The 16702-nt window shown below is 70.7% G+C and carries 17 protein-coding genes and 1 pseudogene; 10 read left to right on the top strand and 8 right to left on the bottom strand.

What is annotated here, in order from left to right; genetic code table 11:
• Positions 1–23 precede the first annotated feature (23 nt).
• The 4 genes and pseudogenes from GPY60_RS15755 to GPY60_RS15740 form a co-directional block, all read right to left on the bottom strand.
• Positions 24–1195 (bottom strand): annotated as a pseudogene (locus tag GPY60_RS15755) (glycosyltransferase).
• A 132-nt stretch (positions 1196–1327) separates the two neighbouring features.
• Complete coding sequence (locus GPY60_RS15750) at positions 1328–3181, bottom strand: CheR family methyltransferase (RefSeq protein WP_156688608.1); 1854 nt, start codon at positions 3179–3181, stop codon at positions 1328–1330.
• Between the two features lie 50 nt (positions 3182–3231).
• On the bottom strand, positions 3232–3990 hold the full coding sequence (locus GPY60_RS15745; protein WP_156688607.1) for an STAS domain-containing protein: 759 nt from the start codon (positions 3988–3990) through the stop codon (positions 3232–3234).
• Entirely contained in the window at positions 3983–5002 is a 1020-nt protein-coding gene (locus tag GPY60_RS15740) for a chemotaxis protein CheB (protein WP_156688606.1), read from the bottom strand. The genes GPY60_RS15745 and GPY60_RS15740 overlap by 8 nt, the downstream gene beginning before the upstream one ends.
• Before the next feature lie 137 nt (positions 5003–5139).
• Between GPY60_RS15740 and GPY60_RS15735 the strand changes: the two genes are divergently transcribed.
• On the top strand, positions 5140–5397 hold the full coding sequence (locus GPY60_RS15735; protein WP_156688605.1) for a DUF7218 family protein: 258 nt from the start codon (positions 5140–5142) through the stop codon (positions 5395–5397).
• A gap of 3 nt (positions 5398–5400) precedes the next feature.
• On the opposite strand, the gene GPY60_RS15730 is transcribed toward GPY60_RS15735, so the two are convergent.
• The gene (locus GPY60_RS15730) at positions 5401–5985 is read right to left on the bottom strand and encodes a nucleotidyltransferase family protein (RefSeq protein ID WP_156688641.1); all 585 of its coding nucleotides are present in this window, start codon (positions 5983–5985) and stop codon (positions 5401–5403) included.
• Positions 5986–6101: 116 nt separating this feature from the next.
• Here GPY60_RS15730 and GPY60_RS15725 point away from each other — a divergent pair, with 116 nt between their 5' ends.
• Genes GPY60_RS15725 through GPY60_RS15715 form a run of 3 tightly spaced genes read left to right on the top strand, consistent with a single transcriptional unit; the run spans position 6102 to position 8439 of the window.
• Entirely contained in the window at positions 6102–6728 is a 627-nt protein-coding gene (locus GPY60_RS15725) for a glycosyltransferase (RefSeq protein ID WP_156688604.1), read from the top strand.
• A complete protein-coding gene (locus GPY60_RS15720) occupies positions 6725–7669 on the top strand; it encodes an acyl-CoA dehydrogenase (protein ID WP_156688603.1) in 945 nt (314 codons plus the stop codon). The genes GPY60_RS15725 and GPY60_RS15720 overlap by 4 nt, the downstream gene beginning before the upstream one ends.
• A 5-nt stretch (positions 7670–7674) precedes the next feature.
• On the top strand, positions 7675–8439 hold the full coding sequence (locus tag GPY60_RS15715; RefSeq protein ID WP_156688602.1) for an endonuclease/exonuclease/phosphatase family protein: 765 nt from the start codon (positions 7675–7677) through the stop codon (positions 8437–8439).
• Positions 8440–8443: 4 nt separating this feature from the next.
• Here GPY60_RS15715 and GPY60_RS15710 read toward each other — a convergent pair whose 3' ends face one another.
• Together GPY60_RS15710 and mbp1 are read right to left on the bottom strand one after the other, a co-directional pair.
• On the bottom strand, positions 8444–8746 hold the full coding sequence (locus GPY60_RS15710; protein ID WP_156688640.1) for a DUF3349 domain-containing protein: 303 nt from the start codon (positions 8744–8746) through the stop codon (positions 8444–8446).
• A 140-nt stretch (positions 8747–8886) separates the two neighbouring features.
• A complete protein-coding gene (mbp1, locus tag GPY60_RS15705) occupies positions 8887–9123 on the bottom strand; it encodes a microaggregate-binding protein 1 (RefSeq protein ID WP_156688601.1) in 237 nt (78 codons plus the stop codon).
• Between the two features lie 297 nt (positions 9124–9420).
• Here mbp1 and GPY60_RS15700 point away from each other — a divergent pair, with 297 nt between their 5' ends.
• The 5 genes from GPY60_RS15700 to GPY60_RS15680 all read left to right on the top strand — a co-directional run bounded on the left by GPY60_RS15700 (position 9421) and on the right by GPY60_RS15680 (position 14723).
• Positions 9421–10245: an SDR family oxidoreductase gene (locus GPY60_RS15700; protein WP_370462733.1), complete on the top strand. Its 825-nt coding sequence runs from the start codon at positions 9421–9423 to the stop codon at positions 10243–10245.
• Between the two features lie 280 nt (positions 10246–10525).
• Positions 10526–10924: a heme-binding protein gene (locus GPY60_RS15695; protein WP_156688600.1), complete on the top strand. Its 399-nt coding sequence runs from the start codon at positions 10526–10528 to the stop codon at positions 10922–10924.
• Between the two features lie 127 nt (positions 10925–11051).
• On the top strand, positions 11052–12107 hold the full coding sequence (locus tag GPY60_RS15690; RefSeq protein ID WP_156688599.1) for a DNA topoisomerase IB: 1056 nt from the start codon (positions 11052–11054) through the stop codon (positions 12105–12107).
• 392 nt (positions 12108–12499) lie between these two features.
• Positions 12500–13468, top strand: coding sequence for a glycosyltransferase (locus tag GPY60_RS15685; RefSeq protein WP_156688598.1), 969 nt, complete (start codon positions 12500–12502; stop codon positions 13466–13468).
• Positions 13469–13502: 34 nt separating this feature from the next.
• Complete coding sequence (locus GPY60_RS15680; RefSeq protein ID WP_156688597.1) at positions 13503–14723, top strand: glycosyltransferase; 1221 nt, start codon at positions 13503–13505, stop codon at positions 14721–14723.
• A 9-nt stretch (positions 14724–14732) separates the two neighbouring features.
• Here GPY60_RS15680 and GPY60_RS15675 read toward each other — a convergent pair whose 3' ends face one another.
• Positions 14733–15626: a glycosyltransferase family 2 protein gene (locus GPY60_RS15675; RefSeq protein ID WP_156688596.1), complete on the bottom strand. Its 894-nt coding sequence runs from the start codon at positions 15624–15626 to the stop codon at positions 14733–14735.
• Between GPY60_RS15675 and GPY60_RS15670 the strand changes: the two genes are divergently transcribed.
• Positions 15625–16695, top strand: a complete 1071-nt coding sequence (locus GPY60_RS15670) for an NAD-dependent epimerase/dehydratase family protein (protein ID WP_156688595.1) — start codon at positions 15625–15627, stop codon at positions 16693–16695. The two genes, GPY60_RS15675 and GPY60_RS15670, sit on opposite strands and share 2 nt — an antisense overlap.
• Positions 16696–16702 lie beyond the last annotated feature (7 nt).

Here is a 16702-nt window from a genome sequence, read left to right as displayed (position 1 = left end):
GCCCGTGTCGAAGGCCGGACGCCTCACCATTGCATCACCGTGTCACCGTCGGCTGCAACTCTGCCGGCGCGGCCAGCTGCTGGTAGATGTTGAGCGCGTCGAGCGCGATGCGGTCCCAGCTGAACCGCGACATGGCCCGGCTCCGGCCGGCGGCCCCCATGCTCTCGCACTGAAAGCGCTGCGCCAGAAGAACCCTCAGTGCGGCGGCCAGTGCACCGGGCCGGTCGTTGGGCAGCACCAAACCGGTGACGTTGTCCACCACCGCGTCGCGCAGGACGCCCACCGCCACGGCCACCACCGTGACGCCGCTCGCCATGGCCTGCAACACCGCCGTCGCGCGCGGCGGGAGCCGGGGTGTGCACGCCACCACGTCGGCGGATCGAAGAAGCTTCGGCAGTTCGGCGTCGGAAGCCCTGCCGGCGAAGCGGACCCGCTCGGTGACCCCGAGGCTCGCGGAAAGGCGCCGCAACTCGGCCCGCGCCCCGTCGTGGCCACGATCGGCCGGGTCGGTTTCGGCGATCACCAGCTCCGCCCCCGGGATCCTGGCGATGGCCTCGATCGCGATGTCCAACCCGTTGCACGGCAACGGATTTGGCACCAAACACATGATGCGGTGCGCCTCGGACCGGTCCGCTGCGGGGCCTACCGGGGTGAAACGCTCCACGTCGACACCGCTCGTCAGCGCCGACGTCCGCGCGCGACTCCGGCGGAGCCGGGCCAGCGCGTCGACGTCTGCGGTGCACTCCCCCGTCACCCACGTCGCACCCTTCACCAGGAGGGGCTCGATGCGCCGGCGCACGCTGTCATGCGGGGTGCCGTCGGCGCCCGACGTGGCGGCGAGGCCGAGGAAGGTCTGCACGGTGGGGAGCCGCCGGCGCCGGGCGGCCAGTTGCGCGGCCAATCCGCCCAGCAGGCCGTGCGCGTGCACGACGTCGGGACGGTCCGACGACCACACGGCCTCGAGCGCGGCGGCCCAGTCTCCGACGTATGGCAGGACGTCGAGCGCCGACGCCCCGGCGCGGGGGCCGACCGCGATCGGTACCGTGCGGCAACCGGCGGCATCGGTGCGGGCACGCCCCCGCGACCCCTGCCTGGTGTAGGTGACGGGTTCGTGCCCGCGGGCGCCCAGCGCGGCAGAGAGTTGGGCGATGTGGTCACCGACGAAGTCGTCGCCTCCGACCATCGCGATCCTCACCGACCCACCCACTTCCTGCTCAACGGCGCAATGTCTGTCCCTTGAGGTCAGGGGCGTACCCGGCCTGCGGGCACCAAAACGTCGGCGATTCGTCTGCCGCGCTACGTTTCGCATGCCGGACAGTCCGCCGGCCTAGCCGACGACCTCCATGAGCAGAAGCGCCCCGGCTGCGGCCCCCTCAGCGGCCCCCTCCACCGACCGGAACGAGGTGCAGGTGACCCGGATCCGGGCCGGCCGGCCACGCCGATTGACCGCCTCCACCTCCACTACCCCGGTGCTGTCCGGGTCGACGAAGGCATTGCCGATCAGGGGGCGGACGCCGTCCAGCGGTAATCCGATGTCCAGGGCCGTCAGCCTCGAACCCGAGGCCTCGTCGGCGCGCAGGCCCCACAGCTCCTCGCAGCCGCGGTTCCACAGGATCACGTTCATCTCGCGATCGACGACGACCATGCCCAGCCGGACGGAGTCGATCAGCGAGTCCAGGAAGTTCTTCGCCTCGTCCAGCTCCACGGTGCGTTCGCGCAGCATGTCGTTGATGGTGTGCAGCTCGTCGTTGGTGGACTGCAGCTCCTCGTTCATCGTCTCGAGCTCTTCGTTGGTGGACTGCAGCTCCTCGTTCGTCGTCTCGAGTTCCTCGACGGTGGACTGCAGCTCCTCGTTGGTGGTCTCGAGCTCCTCGTTGGTGGACTGCAACTCCTCGTAGGCGGCCTCGAGCTGGCGGTTGGTGTGCACCACCTTGTCGAGCAGGGCACGCGTCGCGGTGACGTCGAAGAACACGACCGAGACGCCGAGCAGTCCGTTCTCCGCGTCGACGAGCGGATTGACGTGGATCTCGAACCACACCGTCTCGGCGCCCGGCCGTTGCCACTTGACGTCCTGAATCCGCGCCGAGCGCCGCTCCACCTTCGCCTGTTCCAGGTAGGCGCGCAGCTCCACCGGGCGGTAGGAGACCTCCAGGTCACGCAGAAGGCGGCCGATGTCGCGGGCCGACAGGCCGAAGACGCTCTCCGCCTGCTGGTTGATCATGGCGACGGTGTCCTCGCCGGTGACCACGATCTGCGCGACGGGGCTGGCCCGGAAGGCCAGATCGCGTACCGTCGCCAGAATTGGCACCTCGGTCTGGCGCTCGTAGAACGGGCCCGACGGGTCGTAGCGGTCCACGCCGCTGTGCGTGCCGAGCGCCTTGCGGAAGATCCGGTGCTTGAGGTTCAGCGGGGTGAACCGGTCCCCGTGGCTGAGCAGCATCTCGGCGTGGCCCAGGAACAGGGTGCCCTGCGGGGCGAGGGCAAAGTGCAGGCGGCTCAACACGTTTCGTTGCGTCTCGGCGTTGAGGTACATCAGCGTGTTGCGGCACACCAGCAGGTCGACACGCGAGATCGGCGCGTCCTTCACCAGGTCGTTGCGGCCGAAGATGACGGCTCGGCGCAGATCTTTGTGAAAGACGTAGCGGCCGTTGACCTGTTCGAAATAGCGGGCGAGCAGGTCCGTGGGCACCGATTCGATGGCCTTGGCATCGTAGGACGCGGTCCTCGCCTCGGCGAGTGCGTTCTCGTCGACGTCGGTGGCGTAGATCTTGACCCGCTGCCGGAACGCCTCGGGTCCGAGCGTCTCGGCGAGCAACATCGCCAGGGTGAACGCCTCCTGCCCCGAGGCACATCCGGCGCTCCAGACGCGGATCGGGTCGTGGGGGCCGCGCTCGGCCAGCATCCGCGGAATGACCTCGTCGCCGATGTACGCCCAGGCCTCCGGGTCGCGGAAGAACGACGTGACGTTGATCAGGATGGTGTTGAACAGCGCCGTGAATTCGTCGGAACTGGCCTGCAGGAAGTCGAGATACTCCTCGAACGAGGTGTAGCCGGACTGGTCCATGCGGTGCCGGACGCGCCGCATGAGCGAGGTCCGCTTGTACCCGGTGAAGTCGAAGCCACGGGAATCCCGCATGTAGCGCAACAAGGCCTCGAAAGCCTCGTCAGTCGTCGCGTCCATGCAAGTCCCGTCCGATGAAGAGCCGAAGGACTTGAACCTTACTCGCGGGGCTAGAGCTGGTTCTCCCGGCCGACCACGGCCCAGACCGTCTTGCCCGACGACGTCGGGGTGCTGCCCCACGAGCGGCAGAGAGCCGCGACGATCGCCAGCCCCGAGACGATCTCGGCCCCGCGGTGGCCGTCCTCGTGCCGGCCCGGCAGTTCGGGGCTGCCGTCCTCGACGGCGACGGTGACGGCGCCGCGATGATTCTCGATGAGGAGCACCGGCGCGGTGTGCGTGTGGTCAAGGACGTTCTCGATGAAGACGGTGGCGACCGTGGCGGCGCCCGGGATCAGCTCGGCGGCGTTCCACGTGGTGAGCCAGTCGGTGATCTGCCCGCGGGCGGCCGCGAGGCTGGCCCGCGAGCGAGGGAGCGCGGCGCGCGCCCGCCGGCGCAGCTGCGACGTCGTGCCGCGCGCGGCTTCGAGCGCGAGCTCACGGGTGGGATGCACCGGCACGTAGCGGGCGATCCCACTTCCGCTGATGGCCCGCCGCACCTGCGGCGCGCCGGAGACGAGCATGATCGGCACGTCGGGCCAGACGCTCACGTGCCAGCGCGCGCTGGTGAACGCGGTCCAGGCCGAGGAGGACGGCGCCGACAGGCGGTTGACATCGACGATCACCGCGCGCGGCTCGTCGAGCGCGGCCTTGATGACGGTGTCCCGCACGCCGCGGTACGTCGAGCTGTCCAGCACGCCGTCGGTCACCAGCACCGTGGCGTCGGGCTCCGTCTCGACCTCGATGCGGACGGCCGGCTGCGCCTCATTCATCGCCGCCGCCCTCCCGAGGCTTACCGGTGGACAACCGGTCGCTGAGCACCGCGAGGGCCCGTTCGGTCTCCCGAGCCATCGCCGAATACCGGCCGGACATCATGCCCGCCTCGGTCCTGTCTGCCAACTCCCTTGCCAGCCGCGCCTTTTCGTGCAGGCTGCGCAATGCGATCCACAGCGCGCCTTCGACCTCGTGGTCGCGGGCGGCCAGCAGGGCCTCCGCCGTCCAGGCGTGGCCCACCTGACAGCGGAAGTTCCCCTCGGTGAGGGAAACCAGCGATCCGTTGCAATCGGGACACGTGTACCCGGACGGCGGGCCGAGCTTTTCGCTGTCGAAGTTGGTCGAGAACCGCGACATCATGGCGATGCGGTTCTCAATCTCCATCGCCGCGTCGGGTTCCATGGCGGGATCCTCTATCTCTTGCTGCGACAGCTCTTTGAGCACGGCGCCGATGTCGGTCGCCGCCGCCTGCCGGTCCACCACGCCGGCTTCGAGCGCATTGACCGGCATCGCGGGAAACAGGGCGTCGTCGGGCGATTGGACGATGGTGGTGCCGCCGCGCCTTCGGATCGCCGCCAGGCCCCGGACGCCGTCGTCGAGCATGCCGGAGAGCAGCACGCCGATCGCGCGGGCGCCGTAGGTCAGCGCCACCGAGCGGAACAGGGCGTTGATGGCCGGCCGGTGGCCGTTCTCTGTGGGTCCCCGCGACAGGACCAGGCGATCGTCAGCGACGAGCAGGTGGTGATCCGGGACGCTGACGTAGATGTGCCCCGGCTCCAGCGGTGTGCCGTCCTCGGCGGGCACGGCGGGCAGCGGTCCGTTCCGGTCGACGATGCGGGCCAGGATGCTCGGCGCGCCGGGCGGCACGTGCAGCACCATCAGATAGGCGTACGGGAGGTCGGCCGACAGGCCGGCGGCCAGCGTCGAGAGCGCTTCGACACCCCCGGCCGAGGCGCCGATCGCCACCACCCCGAGCAAACGGTCAGGTTCGTTGGTCGCCTCGATCACCACCTCCGACTACCCCCCCAAATCCTAGGTAAGCGGCGCGACGCTGTATAGGTGCGCTTTTTCCGGGACGCGCGGGTGTTTTGTTGCTCCCGGCGCGGGCATCCTGCCCTTGTGTCTCACTCGCGCACAGGAGGTCGATAATGCCGAATTCGTCGATCAAGAACGAGAAGCTATATCGGGACCTGCGCAAGCAGGGTGACTCCAAGGAAAAGGCGGCGCGGATTTCGAATGCCGCCGCTGCGCGGGGTAAGTCGTCGGTCGCGCGCAAGGGCGGCAAGGCCGGCTCGTACGCCGACTGGACGGTGCCCCAGCTGAGGAAACGAGCCAAAGAGCTTGGCATGTCCGGGTATTCGAGCCTGACCAAGGACAAGCTGGTCGCCAAGCTGCGCAACCACTGAGCCTCAAGTAGTGAGGCCGAGGCGGTCGGCCAGCACCAGAAAGGCCACCGCGTAGTCGTTGTCCGCGGTCCGCTCCCGGATAGCGGGCCAATCCAGCCGTTCGCGCACCGCCCGCACGCCGGGCAGTAGCTTGGCGAAATCGCAGTAGTGCTCGCCCAGCGCACGTAACCGCTGGATCACCACCACCGTCGGGGGTAAGACGGGCATCGAAATGGCAAGCACATCAAGTCGTTCTGCACAGTCCAGGGTCTCCGGTTCGACCCGCTCGCCGTTGACGCGGTACAGCACGTCGACCACCCCGCCGTCGGCGTGGGCCTTGAACAGCCAGTCCTCCGGCGGGTGTTCGACGGCGAATCCCGCGGCGCCCAACGTCGCCACCGCCATGTCGACGTCTGATTCGGCCACCACGAGGTCGACGTCGTGGCTCGGTTCCGGCGCGCCGTAGGCCCACAGCGCGTACCCGCCCGCCAGGGCGAAGGGCGGTCCCTTCTCCTTGAGCGCCGAGGCCGCGCAGCGCAATGCCGCGCGCAGCTGGGCGCACGAGGGCGTATTCGCCGCCGTCTCACCGGGTGTCACCGTCTGAATCATCGTGCGGGAGTGATACCCGCGGACTCCGGTGGGCAACCTGGCCGGATCGCCCGGCACCTTGGGAGTCTGTTGGTCGCCTGTTTAGGGGTCGGCCCGAGTGGGGAAGTCTTTCGGTTATGTCAGCCCCTGTCTTCCGCTCCTATGACGGGGCTGCCGTGGTGATTCCGGCCCACCACGCGGCCGCGCAGCTGCCGGCCTGCCTGCGCGCGGTGCTCACCGCGGCGCTGTGTGTGCCGGTCCCCGTCGTCATCGTCGTGGTCCTCGACGGAAGCGACGACCGCAGCGCCCAACTGGCCGGTGAATACGGCCAGGACGTGCACTTCATCGGGGTCGACGTCGGTAATGCGGGCACCGCCCGCGCGGTCGGGTTCGGTTACGCCCGCTCGCTGCTCGGCGACGGTGCCCAGTGCTGGTACGCCACCATCGACGCCGGTAGGCGCGTGCACCCGGGCTGGTTGGTCCGGCAACTGGAGTTCGGCGCGGACATGGTCTGGGAGGACCGCCTGCCCGGCGTCGACATGGGATTCAGCGCCCACGCCTACTGGCGTGTCGGGGGCTTCCGCACGCTAGGCTCCGGTGCGGATTCCGACCTGTTCACGCGGTTCGAGACGGCCGGCTACGCCGTCCGCCGCAACTCAGACCTTCCTGCCATCACATCGGCGCGAACCCCGGCTCGGGCGCCATACGGGTTCGCTCACCGCCTCGGGTCACCGGGGAGATCGGTGGCGGGTGACTGCGCGTGACGGCGGGGGTTGTCAAGCACTGGCTGGAGTCGGGGCGGCTCGAGATGCCACTTCCCGCGTCGGGTCGCACCTTTGAACGGTGGCAGCGCCTGGCGCAGCTGGCCGAGGACGACATCGTGGCCGCCCGCATCGCCGAGTCGCACGTCGACGCCGTCGCGATCCTCGACGAACTGGGCGGCAAGCCGCCCGACCCGGATCAGCTCTGGGGCGTGTGGGGAGCCGAGTCACCCGACGCGGTGGTGACGGCCGCCAACGTCAACGGCGGCCTCTTCACGCTGAGTGGAAGCAAGGTGTGGTGCGCGGGGGCCGGGTTCTGCACTCACGCGCTGGTGACCGCCCGCCTCGACGACGGGCGACGCGGCCTGTTCGCGGTGACGGTCAGCGAGCCCGCCGTCAAGGCGCTGCCCAGCACGTGGTGGAACGCGGGCATGGCCGGCAGCGACACCCGGTCGGTGCTGTTCACCAACGCCCAGGCGGTCGCCGTCGGCGACCCCGGCGACTACGAGGACCGGCCCGGGTACTGGCACGGGGCCATCGGTGTCGCCGCCTGCTGGCTGGGCGGCGCCCGCCGGGTCGCCGAACCGCTCTACCGCAGCGCCGACAGCAAGTCCGCGGACGCCTACACGCTGGCTCACCTGGGCGCCGTGGACGCCGCGCTGGCCGCCGGCGACGCCATGCTGGCCACCGCGGCGGCGCACATCGACTGCGACCCGTTCGACCGCTCCGGAAGCGCCCAGTTGCTGGCCCGCCGCGCCCGCACGGTCGTCGAGCACGCCGCCGACGAGGCGATCACCCGCACCGGCCGCGCGCTGGGCCCCGGGCCGCTGTGCCAGGACGGCCGGCACGCCCAGCGGGTGGCCGATCTAACGATCTACATCCGCCAGAGCCACGCCGAGCGCGACCTCGCCGAGCTCGGCCGGCTGGCCGGGCGGCCGCACTGAGCCCCATGCGAGTGGCGACGTTCAACATCCTGCACGGCCGCACGGTGGGTGACGGGGTGGATCCGGCGCGCCTGAGCGCCTGCGTGCGCCACCTGAATCCCGACGTGCTCGGGCTGCAGGAGGTCGACTGCGACCAGCCGCGATCGGAGATGGCGGACCTGACGGCGGTCGCGGCCGAGGCGATGGGCGCCGTAGCGCACCGGTTCGTCGCCGCGATCTCCGGCACCCCGGGGGCGACGTGGATGGCGGCCACCGGCCGCGAACAGCCCGGCACGGCGGCCTATGGGATCGCGCTGTTGTCCCGGTATCCGGTGACCAGCTGGCAGGTGGTGCGGTTGCCCCGCATCCCGATGCGGTTTCCGATGTACCTGCCCGGACCGAACCGCGTGATGATCGTCGACGAGGAACCGCGCGCGGCGGTGATCGCGCGGCTGCGGACCCCGCTCGGCCCGCTGACGGTGGCCAACACGCACCTGTCCTTCGTGCCCGGGTGGAACCGGCGTCAGCTGCGCCGGCTGGTCCGCGACCTGCGCGGGTTTCCCGGGCCGCGACTGCTGGCCGGGGACCTGAACATGACACCGGCCGCCGTGCGTCGCTGGTCGGGCATGCGACCGCTCGCGGCGGCCGCGACGTTTCCCGCGGAAACCCCGGACCGCCAGCTCGACCACATCCTGACCGACGACCGCCGGCTGCGCGGCAGCACCGTGGAGGCGAAAGCGATGCCGATCTCGGATCACCGGCCGCTGGCGGTCGACCTCGAGCGGCGGTGAGCGGCTACCCGGAGCCCGACTCGGCCGCCAGCCGCTCGCGCACTCGGTCGATGTCGTCCAGAGACGGCATCTCGTGGGTGAGGCGGGTGATCGCCACCGCGATGTCGGCGCGGACATCGACGGGGTGGGTCTCGCGGCGCTCGGGCGTCCGAACCGCGGCGGCGACCGTCGTCAGCTCGTCCTCCGACACGCGCCGCGGTAACAGCGCCAGCAGCGGCGCGTGACCCACGGCCGGCGCGCCGCTCGGGTAGCCCGCGCGCAGGAACGCGACGGCGCCGGCGAGCCAGCCGGCCGCCCCATTGCCCATGCCCACCCGTCTCACCTCCCCGGCCGAATCTACGTGTAATAGCCGGGCGTCGCAGTTCGAAACGTCGCGGTTCGAAACACCCCTCGGACGCGAGAAGGGTCCGGCCCTCGAGCGGACCGGACCCTCCTACGGCGTGGAGACTACTGATTTTCCTTCTGGCGCTCTTCGGCCGCCTTGGCACCGGCGCGGGCGGACTCCGCTTCGGCTTCCTTCTTGCCCGCGTCACGCTGCGCGTCGGCCTTGTCCTGCTGCGCCTGGCCTTCCTCGACCATGTCGTCGCGCCCGAGAATGGTGCCGCCGGCCTCCTTGACCTTGCCCTTGATGCCTTCGACGCCGCCCTTGACCGCTTCCTGCGGACCGCTCTTGTCGTCCCCCATGAGTCGCCTCCCTGTTGGTTATCGCGAGTTTGCGCTCGCCGGCCTGCGAATCAAGCCGATCCGGCCGGTCGCCGCGGTACGTTTCGCGCTTCTCCGTTGAAGCGCCGACGATTCCGGTGTGAACGGCGCTCGACCAATTTGTTTCGCAATCAAGGGCTTTCCCCCCGGGCGGGCGATCAAACACCCGGGGGAGGAATGCCAGGTGGCGTGGCTGATCGTCGGGTTCTTCCGATGCGCTGGTTTCGAAAGCGATTCGGCGGGTAGGGCTAGCCCCGCCATGGTTGAAGGGGGTTTCACGTGGGTGACGAACACATCGGCGAAGCAACCACTGTCGCCGTCGTCGGGGCGACCGGTTGTGCCGGGTCGCGCGTGGTGGCCAGGCTGAGGGCCCGCAACGTCGCGGTCGTCGAGGTCTCGCGCGACCATGGCGTCGATCTGCTCACCGGGCAGGGACTCCCGCGGGCGCTCGACGGAGTCGACGTGGTCGTCGACGTGTCGGATCCGGCGCCGGGCGACCGATGGTCGACGATCGCCGACGCACTGGCCACCGCCGCGCGCAACCTCGTCGGCGCATGCGCCGCGCGGGACGTCCGCCGCCTCGTGGTGGCCACGATCGCCGGAATCGAAGACCCGGCGTTCGACGGCATCCCGTATTACGAGGGCAAACGGGCCGCCCGGAACATCGCCCTCGACAGCCCGGTGCCGGCCACCGTCGTGAAGTCCACGCAGTGGTTCGAGTTCGCCACCAATCCCGCCGCGGTCGAGTTCGGCGAGGACGAGGTGATCGTCCAGGACTGGCTGATCCAGCCGATCGCCGCCGACACCGTCGCCGACGTCCTCGTCGAGGCCGCGCTCGGCCAGACGCACGCTCCGCGCACGATCACCGGTCCACATCCGGTCCGCCTGCCCGAACTGACGTCCCGGCTGCTCGAGCTGCAGGGCGACGGCCGTCCGGTCCGTCCGGTGCCCCCGCCGGTCGCGGCGCTCGCCGGTGGCGGGCTGCTGCCGTCGGATCGCGCCGTCGTCGTGGGTCCCGACGCCGACACCTGGCTGCACAGCCTGGCCCCCGCGGTTGACGCGAAACGCGGACGCGGCCGCCGCCCGGACTATTCCAGGACGTGACCGCGCGTCACGCTCCTCGGTCTGCAGGTAACGGTTTCGTCACGATCGAGATCACGATTCCTTAAGAAGCCCAGCACTTTTCTGAGATTCTCAGCGATCGCTTCACGTATTTGCTCCGATCCGTGGGCATATTGGCCGCTCGGCGCGATGGCCACGCCGTCTTCGCCGGTGTTCCCTCTCAGCGAACGGCCGCCACTTCGGCGCTTCCGCTACTTTGGATTTCGAGGATCGGGAGCCTCTGAAGTACGAATTCGGATCAATTCCAAAGGAAACACTGATCATGAAAATCAGCAGCAATGTCGCGCGTCGCCGGGTGGCCGGCATCGGTGCCGGCTGTCTGCTCGGGGGAATGACCTTGGGCCTCGTCGGTGCGCCGTCGGCGCTTGCCGCGCCCGACTGCAGCCCGGCCGGTGTGAACGCCACCGTCTCCTCCGTGCAGGGGGCGGCGCAGCAGTACCTCGACGCACACCCGGACGCCAACCAGGTGGTGACGGCGGCCTACGGGCAGCCGCGTCCGCAGGCCGAGTCGAACCTGCGCGGCTACTTCACCGCCCACCCGCAGGAGTACTACGACCTGCGCGGCATCCTGTCGCCGATCGGCGACACCGAACGGCAGTGCAACGTCAAGGCGCTGCCGTCGTACCTGGAGTCGGCCTACCAGGAGTTCATGGCCGGCTAGGCCGAAGCCGCAGACGACCCGCCACAAAGCTGTGGCGGGTCGTTTTGCGTCGGCGCGCGTGTAAACGGCTCGGGCGGCGGGTAATTGCTGAATCAGTCCAGACGATTCGCCAACAGAGGAGCACCGGATGCGGCTGCGTCGCAGCGATCTCGACAAGCCGGGGATCGCGCGCAAGCGTCGGGGAAAGGGGTTTGCCTACTACGCACCCGACGGCAGCCCGGTGTCCGACCCCGACACCCTGCAGCGCATCAAGGACCTGGTGATCCCGCCGGCCTGGAAGAACGTGTGGATTTCGCCGTACCCAAATGGTCACATCCAATCGGTGGGCGTCGACGCGGCCGGTCGCCGCCAGTACCTGTACCACACCGCGTGGCAGCAGGAGCGCGCCGAGGAGAAGTTCGACCGCGTGCTGGAACTGTCGACGCGGTTGCCGGCATGGCGCGCCGCGATCACCAAAGACCTGGCACGCCAGGGCCTGACCCGCAACCGGGTGCTCGCGGTGGCGCTGCGGCTGCTCGACCGCGGTTACTTCCGCGCCGGCGGCGAGCAGTATGCCGAGGAACACGAGTCATACGGCATGGCCACGCTGCTGTGCGAGCACGTGACGGTCAAGCAGCACGCGGTCGGGTTCGACTTCCCGGCCAAGCACGGGGTACGCCGCTGCGTGGAGATCGAGGACGACGAGGTGGTCCGTGCAGTGCGCGCGCTGATGCGCCGCCCCAACCGGACCGAACGGCTGCTGGTCTGCCGCACCTCATCGGGCTGGGTCGACCTACGCTCCGACGACCTCAACGCCCGGTTCAAGGAACTGGTCGGCGACGAGTTCACCGTCAAGGACCTGCGGACCTGGCACGGCACGGTGCTCGCCGCCACGGCGTTCGCCGACGCCGACCCCGCCGTCTCGCAGCGGGTCGCCAAACGGGTGACGTCGGCGGTGATGAAGGAGGTCGCCGCGGAACTGGGCAACACGCCGGCGGTGGCCCGCGGCTCGTACGTGGACCCGCGCGTCGTCACCGGCTACGAGCAGGGGCTGACCATCGCCGCGGCCGCCCGGCGCGCCGAACGCACCCGGCAGGCCGACGTCGCCCAGGAAATCATGGAGAAGGCCACCCGGGTGCTCATCCGGCGAGTGGCCAAGGGGCACAGCGCCTCCGGGTCCTCCGCTCTGGCGAAGACCGCCTGAGTCGATCAGCAAACTCACCGACCGCCTCCAGGCGGCAGGTCGGCCCGAGCGTGGCAAACAGCATGCGATCGCGGAAGCGTCGGCGCACGCGCACCCAAACCCACTGTCCCCGCGGCGAAGTGCCTGACGGCCAACGGCGTCCGCGGCGCTGACATAACACCTGCTGGCGCGGGCGCGCATCGGGCTCCGGCGTTCGTCCCACGTCCTTGACACTTCGCGACGCGGACAGCATCGCGCCGGTGGGCTCCCGCCAAGCGCGCGGCCATACTGGGCTGATGCCGTTGCCGCACAACGCGATCCGCTCGTGCGGCAAACCGGTGCGAATTGGGCGTGCGCCGACATTCGGCGAAGTGCCCCGTTTATGTAATGACCCATAGGGTATTTCGCCCGCCATGGTCGATCGAGGCACCCCCAGGAACGTTCTGGTGTGGCATGTCCACGGCTCGTGGACGCAGGCGTTCGTCGCCGGATCGCACTCCTACCTGATCCCGCTCGCACGCGGTGGCGGGGAGGACGGCATCGGCCTGGCCGGGCGGTCGTGGCCCGGCGCGCGTGAGGTACCGCTGGAGGCGTTGCGGCACGAGGACATCGACCTGGTGGTGCTGCAGCGCCCCCACGAGGCCGCGCTCTTCGCCCGCTGGTCGGGCCGGCGCGCCGGCGCCGACGTGCCGGCGGTGTACGTCGAGCACAACGCCCCCCGCCCGAGCCCGGCCGGCAGCCGGCATCCGCTCGCCGACCGCGCCGACATCCCCCTGGTGCACGTCACCGACTTCAACCGGTTGATGTGGGACAACGGGCGCGCGCCGACGCGGGTGATCGACCACGGCGTCGCCGACCCCGGCCCGCTGTACGGCGGGGACATCCCCCGGGCGGCCACGATGATCAACGAACCGGCGCGACGCGGGCGCGTCGTGGGCGCCGACCTGCTCGAACCGCTGTCGGCCTACTGCGGCATCGACGTGTGGGGCATCGGCACGGAGTCGCTGGGTTACGACGGGGGCGGGGTGACCGGCCGGGGTGACGTCGCGGCACCCGCGCTGTGGGAGCAGATCGCCCGCCGGCGCGTGTACCTGCACACCGCGCGCTGGACGTCGCTCGGTCTGTCGCTGATCGAGGCGATGTTCCTGGGGATGCCGGTGGTCGCCGTCGGCACGACGATGGCGCCGTTCGTCGTCCCCGCCGAGGCGGGCGTGGTCAGCGTCGACCCCGACACGCTGGGGCGCGCCCTGCGCGACTACCTGAACGACGGGGCGACCGCCGCGGCCGCCGGCAAGGCCGCGCGCGAATTCGCCACCGCGCGTTTCGGACTCGGGCGCCTCCTCGCCGATTGGGACCGGGTGTTCGAGGAGCTATGCCGATGAAGCACATGACGCAGATGATCGGGAAGGGGCCCGCATGAGGATCGCGATGATCTCCGAACACGCCAGCCCGCTGGCGCACCTGGGCGGGGTGGACGCGGGCGGCCAGAACGTCCACGTTGCCGAGTTGTCCTCCGCCCTGGCGCGACGCGGCCACGACGTGGTCGTGTACACCCGGCGCGACGACCCGCGGTTGCCCGTCTGCGTCGACACCGAGCACGGCTACTCCGTCGTGCACGTGCCCGCCGGGCCCGCGCGCGTGCTGCCCAAAGACGCACTGCTGCAGTACATGTACGCCTTCGGCCGCGTCCTCGACGCGCACTGGGTCGCCGAGCCGCCCGACGTGGCGCACGCGCACTTCTGGATGTCGGGCCTGGCGACCGGGCGCGCCGCCCGGTCACACCGGATCCCGACCGTGCAGACCTTCCACGCGCTCGGCGTCGTGAAGCGGACGCACCAGGGCCTCGACGACACCAGCCCGGACTCGCGCATCGGGCTCGAGGCCACGATCGCCCGCGAGGCCGATTGGGTCACGGCCACCAGCACGGACGAGGTCTTCGAGCTGGTCCGGATGGGCCGCGCCCGCTCCCGGACGTCGGTGGTGCCGTGCGGCGTGGACACCGACGCGTTCACCCCCGACGGCCCGGTGGCGCCCCGCGGTGAGCGGACGCGCATCGTGTCGGTCGGACGCCTGGTGCCGCGCAAGGGATTCGAGACGCTCATCCGCGCCCTGCCCCGCGTCCCCGAAGCCGAGCTGTTGATCGTCGGCGGCCCGCGCCGCGCGGCCCTGGCCCGCGACGGGGAGGCGCAGCACCTGCACGCGCTAGCCGCCGAGCTCGGCGTGTCGGATCGCGTGCGGCTGCTCGGCGGGATCACGCGCGCCGAGATGCCGGCGGTGCTGCGGTCGGCCGACGTGGTCGCGTGCACCCCGTGGTACGAGCCCTTCGGCATCGTGCCGCTCGAGGCGATGGCCTGCGGGGTCCCCGTCGTGGCGACGGCGGTCGGCGGCATCCGCGACACCGTCGTCGACGACGTGACGGGTCGCCTGGTGCCGCCGCGCGACGCGGCCGCCCTGGCCGACGCCCTCGCGCCGCTGCTCGGCGACCGCCGGCGGCGCGAGGCGATGGGCCGGGCGGGCCGGGAACGCGCCCACGGCCGCTACACCTGGGACCGCGTGGCCGCCGACACCGAACGCGCCTACGAGAGGGTGGCGCCGCTGCGTCGCGAGATGAGCACACCAAGCAAACGCTCCGGGTGACGTTGTGGCTCAGACGTTTCCCCGATGGGGGCTTTCCAGCAGGCGCAGCGAGCGTTCCACGGATGCGGGCAGCCGGCGACGGGCGCGCACCGCCGCGGGCAGCGCCGCCACCGCCTCGAGCAACGCCTTCGCGTGGGCGGCATCGCGCGCGGCGGCCCACGCCAGCGCGGCGGCAGCCCGGCCGCAGCGGTCCACGGGCCGCCGCAGGCACGCGCTGAGCAGTTCGTTGCGCAGCACCCGCGCCCGCTGCACGCTGCTCGGGGATCGCGTGACCGACGGCTGGTGGTATGCGACCAGCGCCCCGCAGAAGCACAGGTCCCACCCGTCGGCGGCCAGATCCCAGGCCAGCAGGCCCTCTTCGCCGCGGAAGTGCAGGATCGGGCTGAACCCGCCGACCGATTCGAACGCCGACTTGCGCACGATCGCCGAGCAGGACTGGAAGCCCAGGATCGACGGGCCGGGCAGGGCGGGATTGTGCCCGAGCGGGCTGTCGGCCAGTTCCGTGGCGAACGGGTCCTCGCGGCGCTGCGGCAGCATCACGGTGCGGGCGGCGAGCAGCGCCACGCTGGGATACCTTTCGAAGAAGTCTTCGGCCAGCGAGATTGCGCCCGGGTCCCACCACGAATCGTCGTCGCAGAACGCAACATACGCTGTGCCGCAACGCGCCACGCCGACGTTGCGGGCCACCGCGCCCTCGTTGCGGTCCAGCGCGACGACCTCCACCCGGCCGCCGGACGCGGCGGCGATGGCGGTCGCCGCCCGCACCGAGTCGTCACGGGAGTCGTTGTCCACCAAGACGATCGGGCACGGGGTCGACTCGATCAGTCGCCACAGCACGGAGCACAGCTCCTCCGAGCGGTCGCGGGTCGCGATGACGAAGGACGTCTTGGACTCGGTCGGCATGACCGGGGCTACTACCCCGCGTGCGGCGGGTGAAACGTTTCGCCCCGAGGGCAGCGGGTATCAGACGCCGGTGCGCTCACTGTCCCGCGTTCTGGTCACCGGCGGCGCCGGCTTCGTCGGGGCGCACCTGTGCGAGCGACTGCTCGACGCCGGGGTCGAGGTGGTCAGCGTCGACGACCTGTCGACCAGCGCCCCCGGCACGGCCGACCGCTTGACGCGCCGCCCCGGATACCGCCTGCTGCAACACGATATCTGCGATCCGTCAGTGGCCGACATGGTCGGCACCTCCTTCGACGCGGTGTTCCACCTGGCGTCGCCGGCCTCGCCGATCGACTACCACCGGATGCCGCTCGCGACGCTGCGCACGGGCTCGGCCGGCACCGAGACGGCGCTGCACATCGCCGAGCGCGCCGGCGCGAGGTTCGTCCTGGCGTCCACCAGCGAGGTCTACGGCGACCCCGAGGAGCACCCGCAGCGCGAAACATATTGGGGAAACGTTAATCCCATCGGGCCGCGCGCCGTGTACGACGAGGCCAAGCGGTACGCCGAAGCCCTGGCGTTCGCCTGCCACCGCCTCGGCCGGGCCGACCTGGGCGTCGCGCGCATCTTCAACACCTACGGCCCGGGCATGCGCTCCGACGACGGCCGCATGGTCCCGACGTTCTGCCGCCAGGCGCTGCGCGGCGAGCCGCTGACGGTGGCGGGCACCGGTCTGCAGACGCGCTCGCTGTGTTACGTCGACGACACGGTCGCGGGGCTTATGGCGTTGGCGTGCAGCGACTTCAGCGGACCGGTCAACATCGGCAACCCGGTCGAGCTGACCGTGCGGGCGGCCGCCGAGCTGATCCGGGACCTCGCCGGCAGCAACTCGACCATCGAGCTGATTCCGGCGGCCGTCGACGACCCGCAGCGCCGCTGCCCCGACATCTCGCTGGCCGCGCAACGGCTGGGCTGGGAGCCGCTGGTCGACTACCGCACGGGATTGAAGAGGACGGTGGAGTGGTTCCGCGCGACGGTCGGCGGCCCGGGTCCGGAGATCACCGCCGCTGCAGAGCGATTGGCGCAGTAGGGGGCGC

Source organism: Mycobacterium sp. Marseille-P9652, assembly GCF_902652685.1.
Classification (GTDB): domain Bacteria; phylum Actinomycetota; class Actinomycetes; order Mycobacteriales; family Mycobacteriaceae; genus Mycobacterium.
Note: the sequence above shows the minus strand (reverse complement) of the source record. Positions and strands in the feature narration are given on the sequence as shown.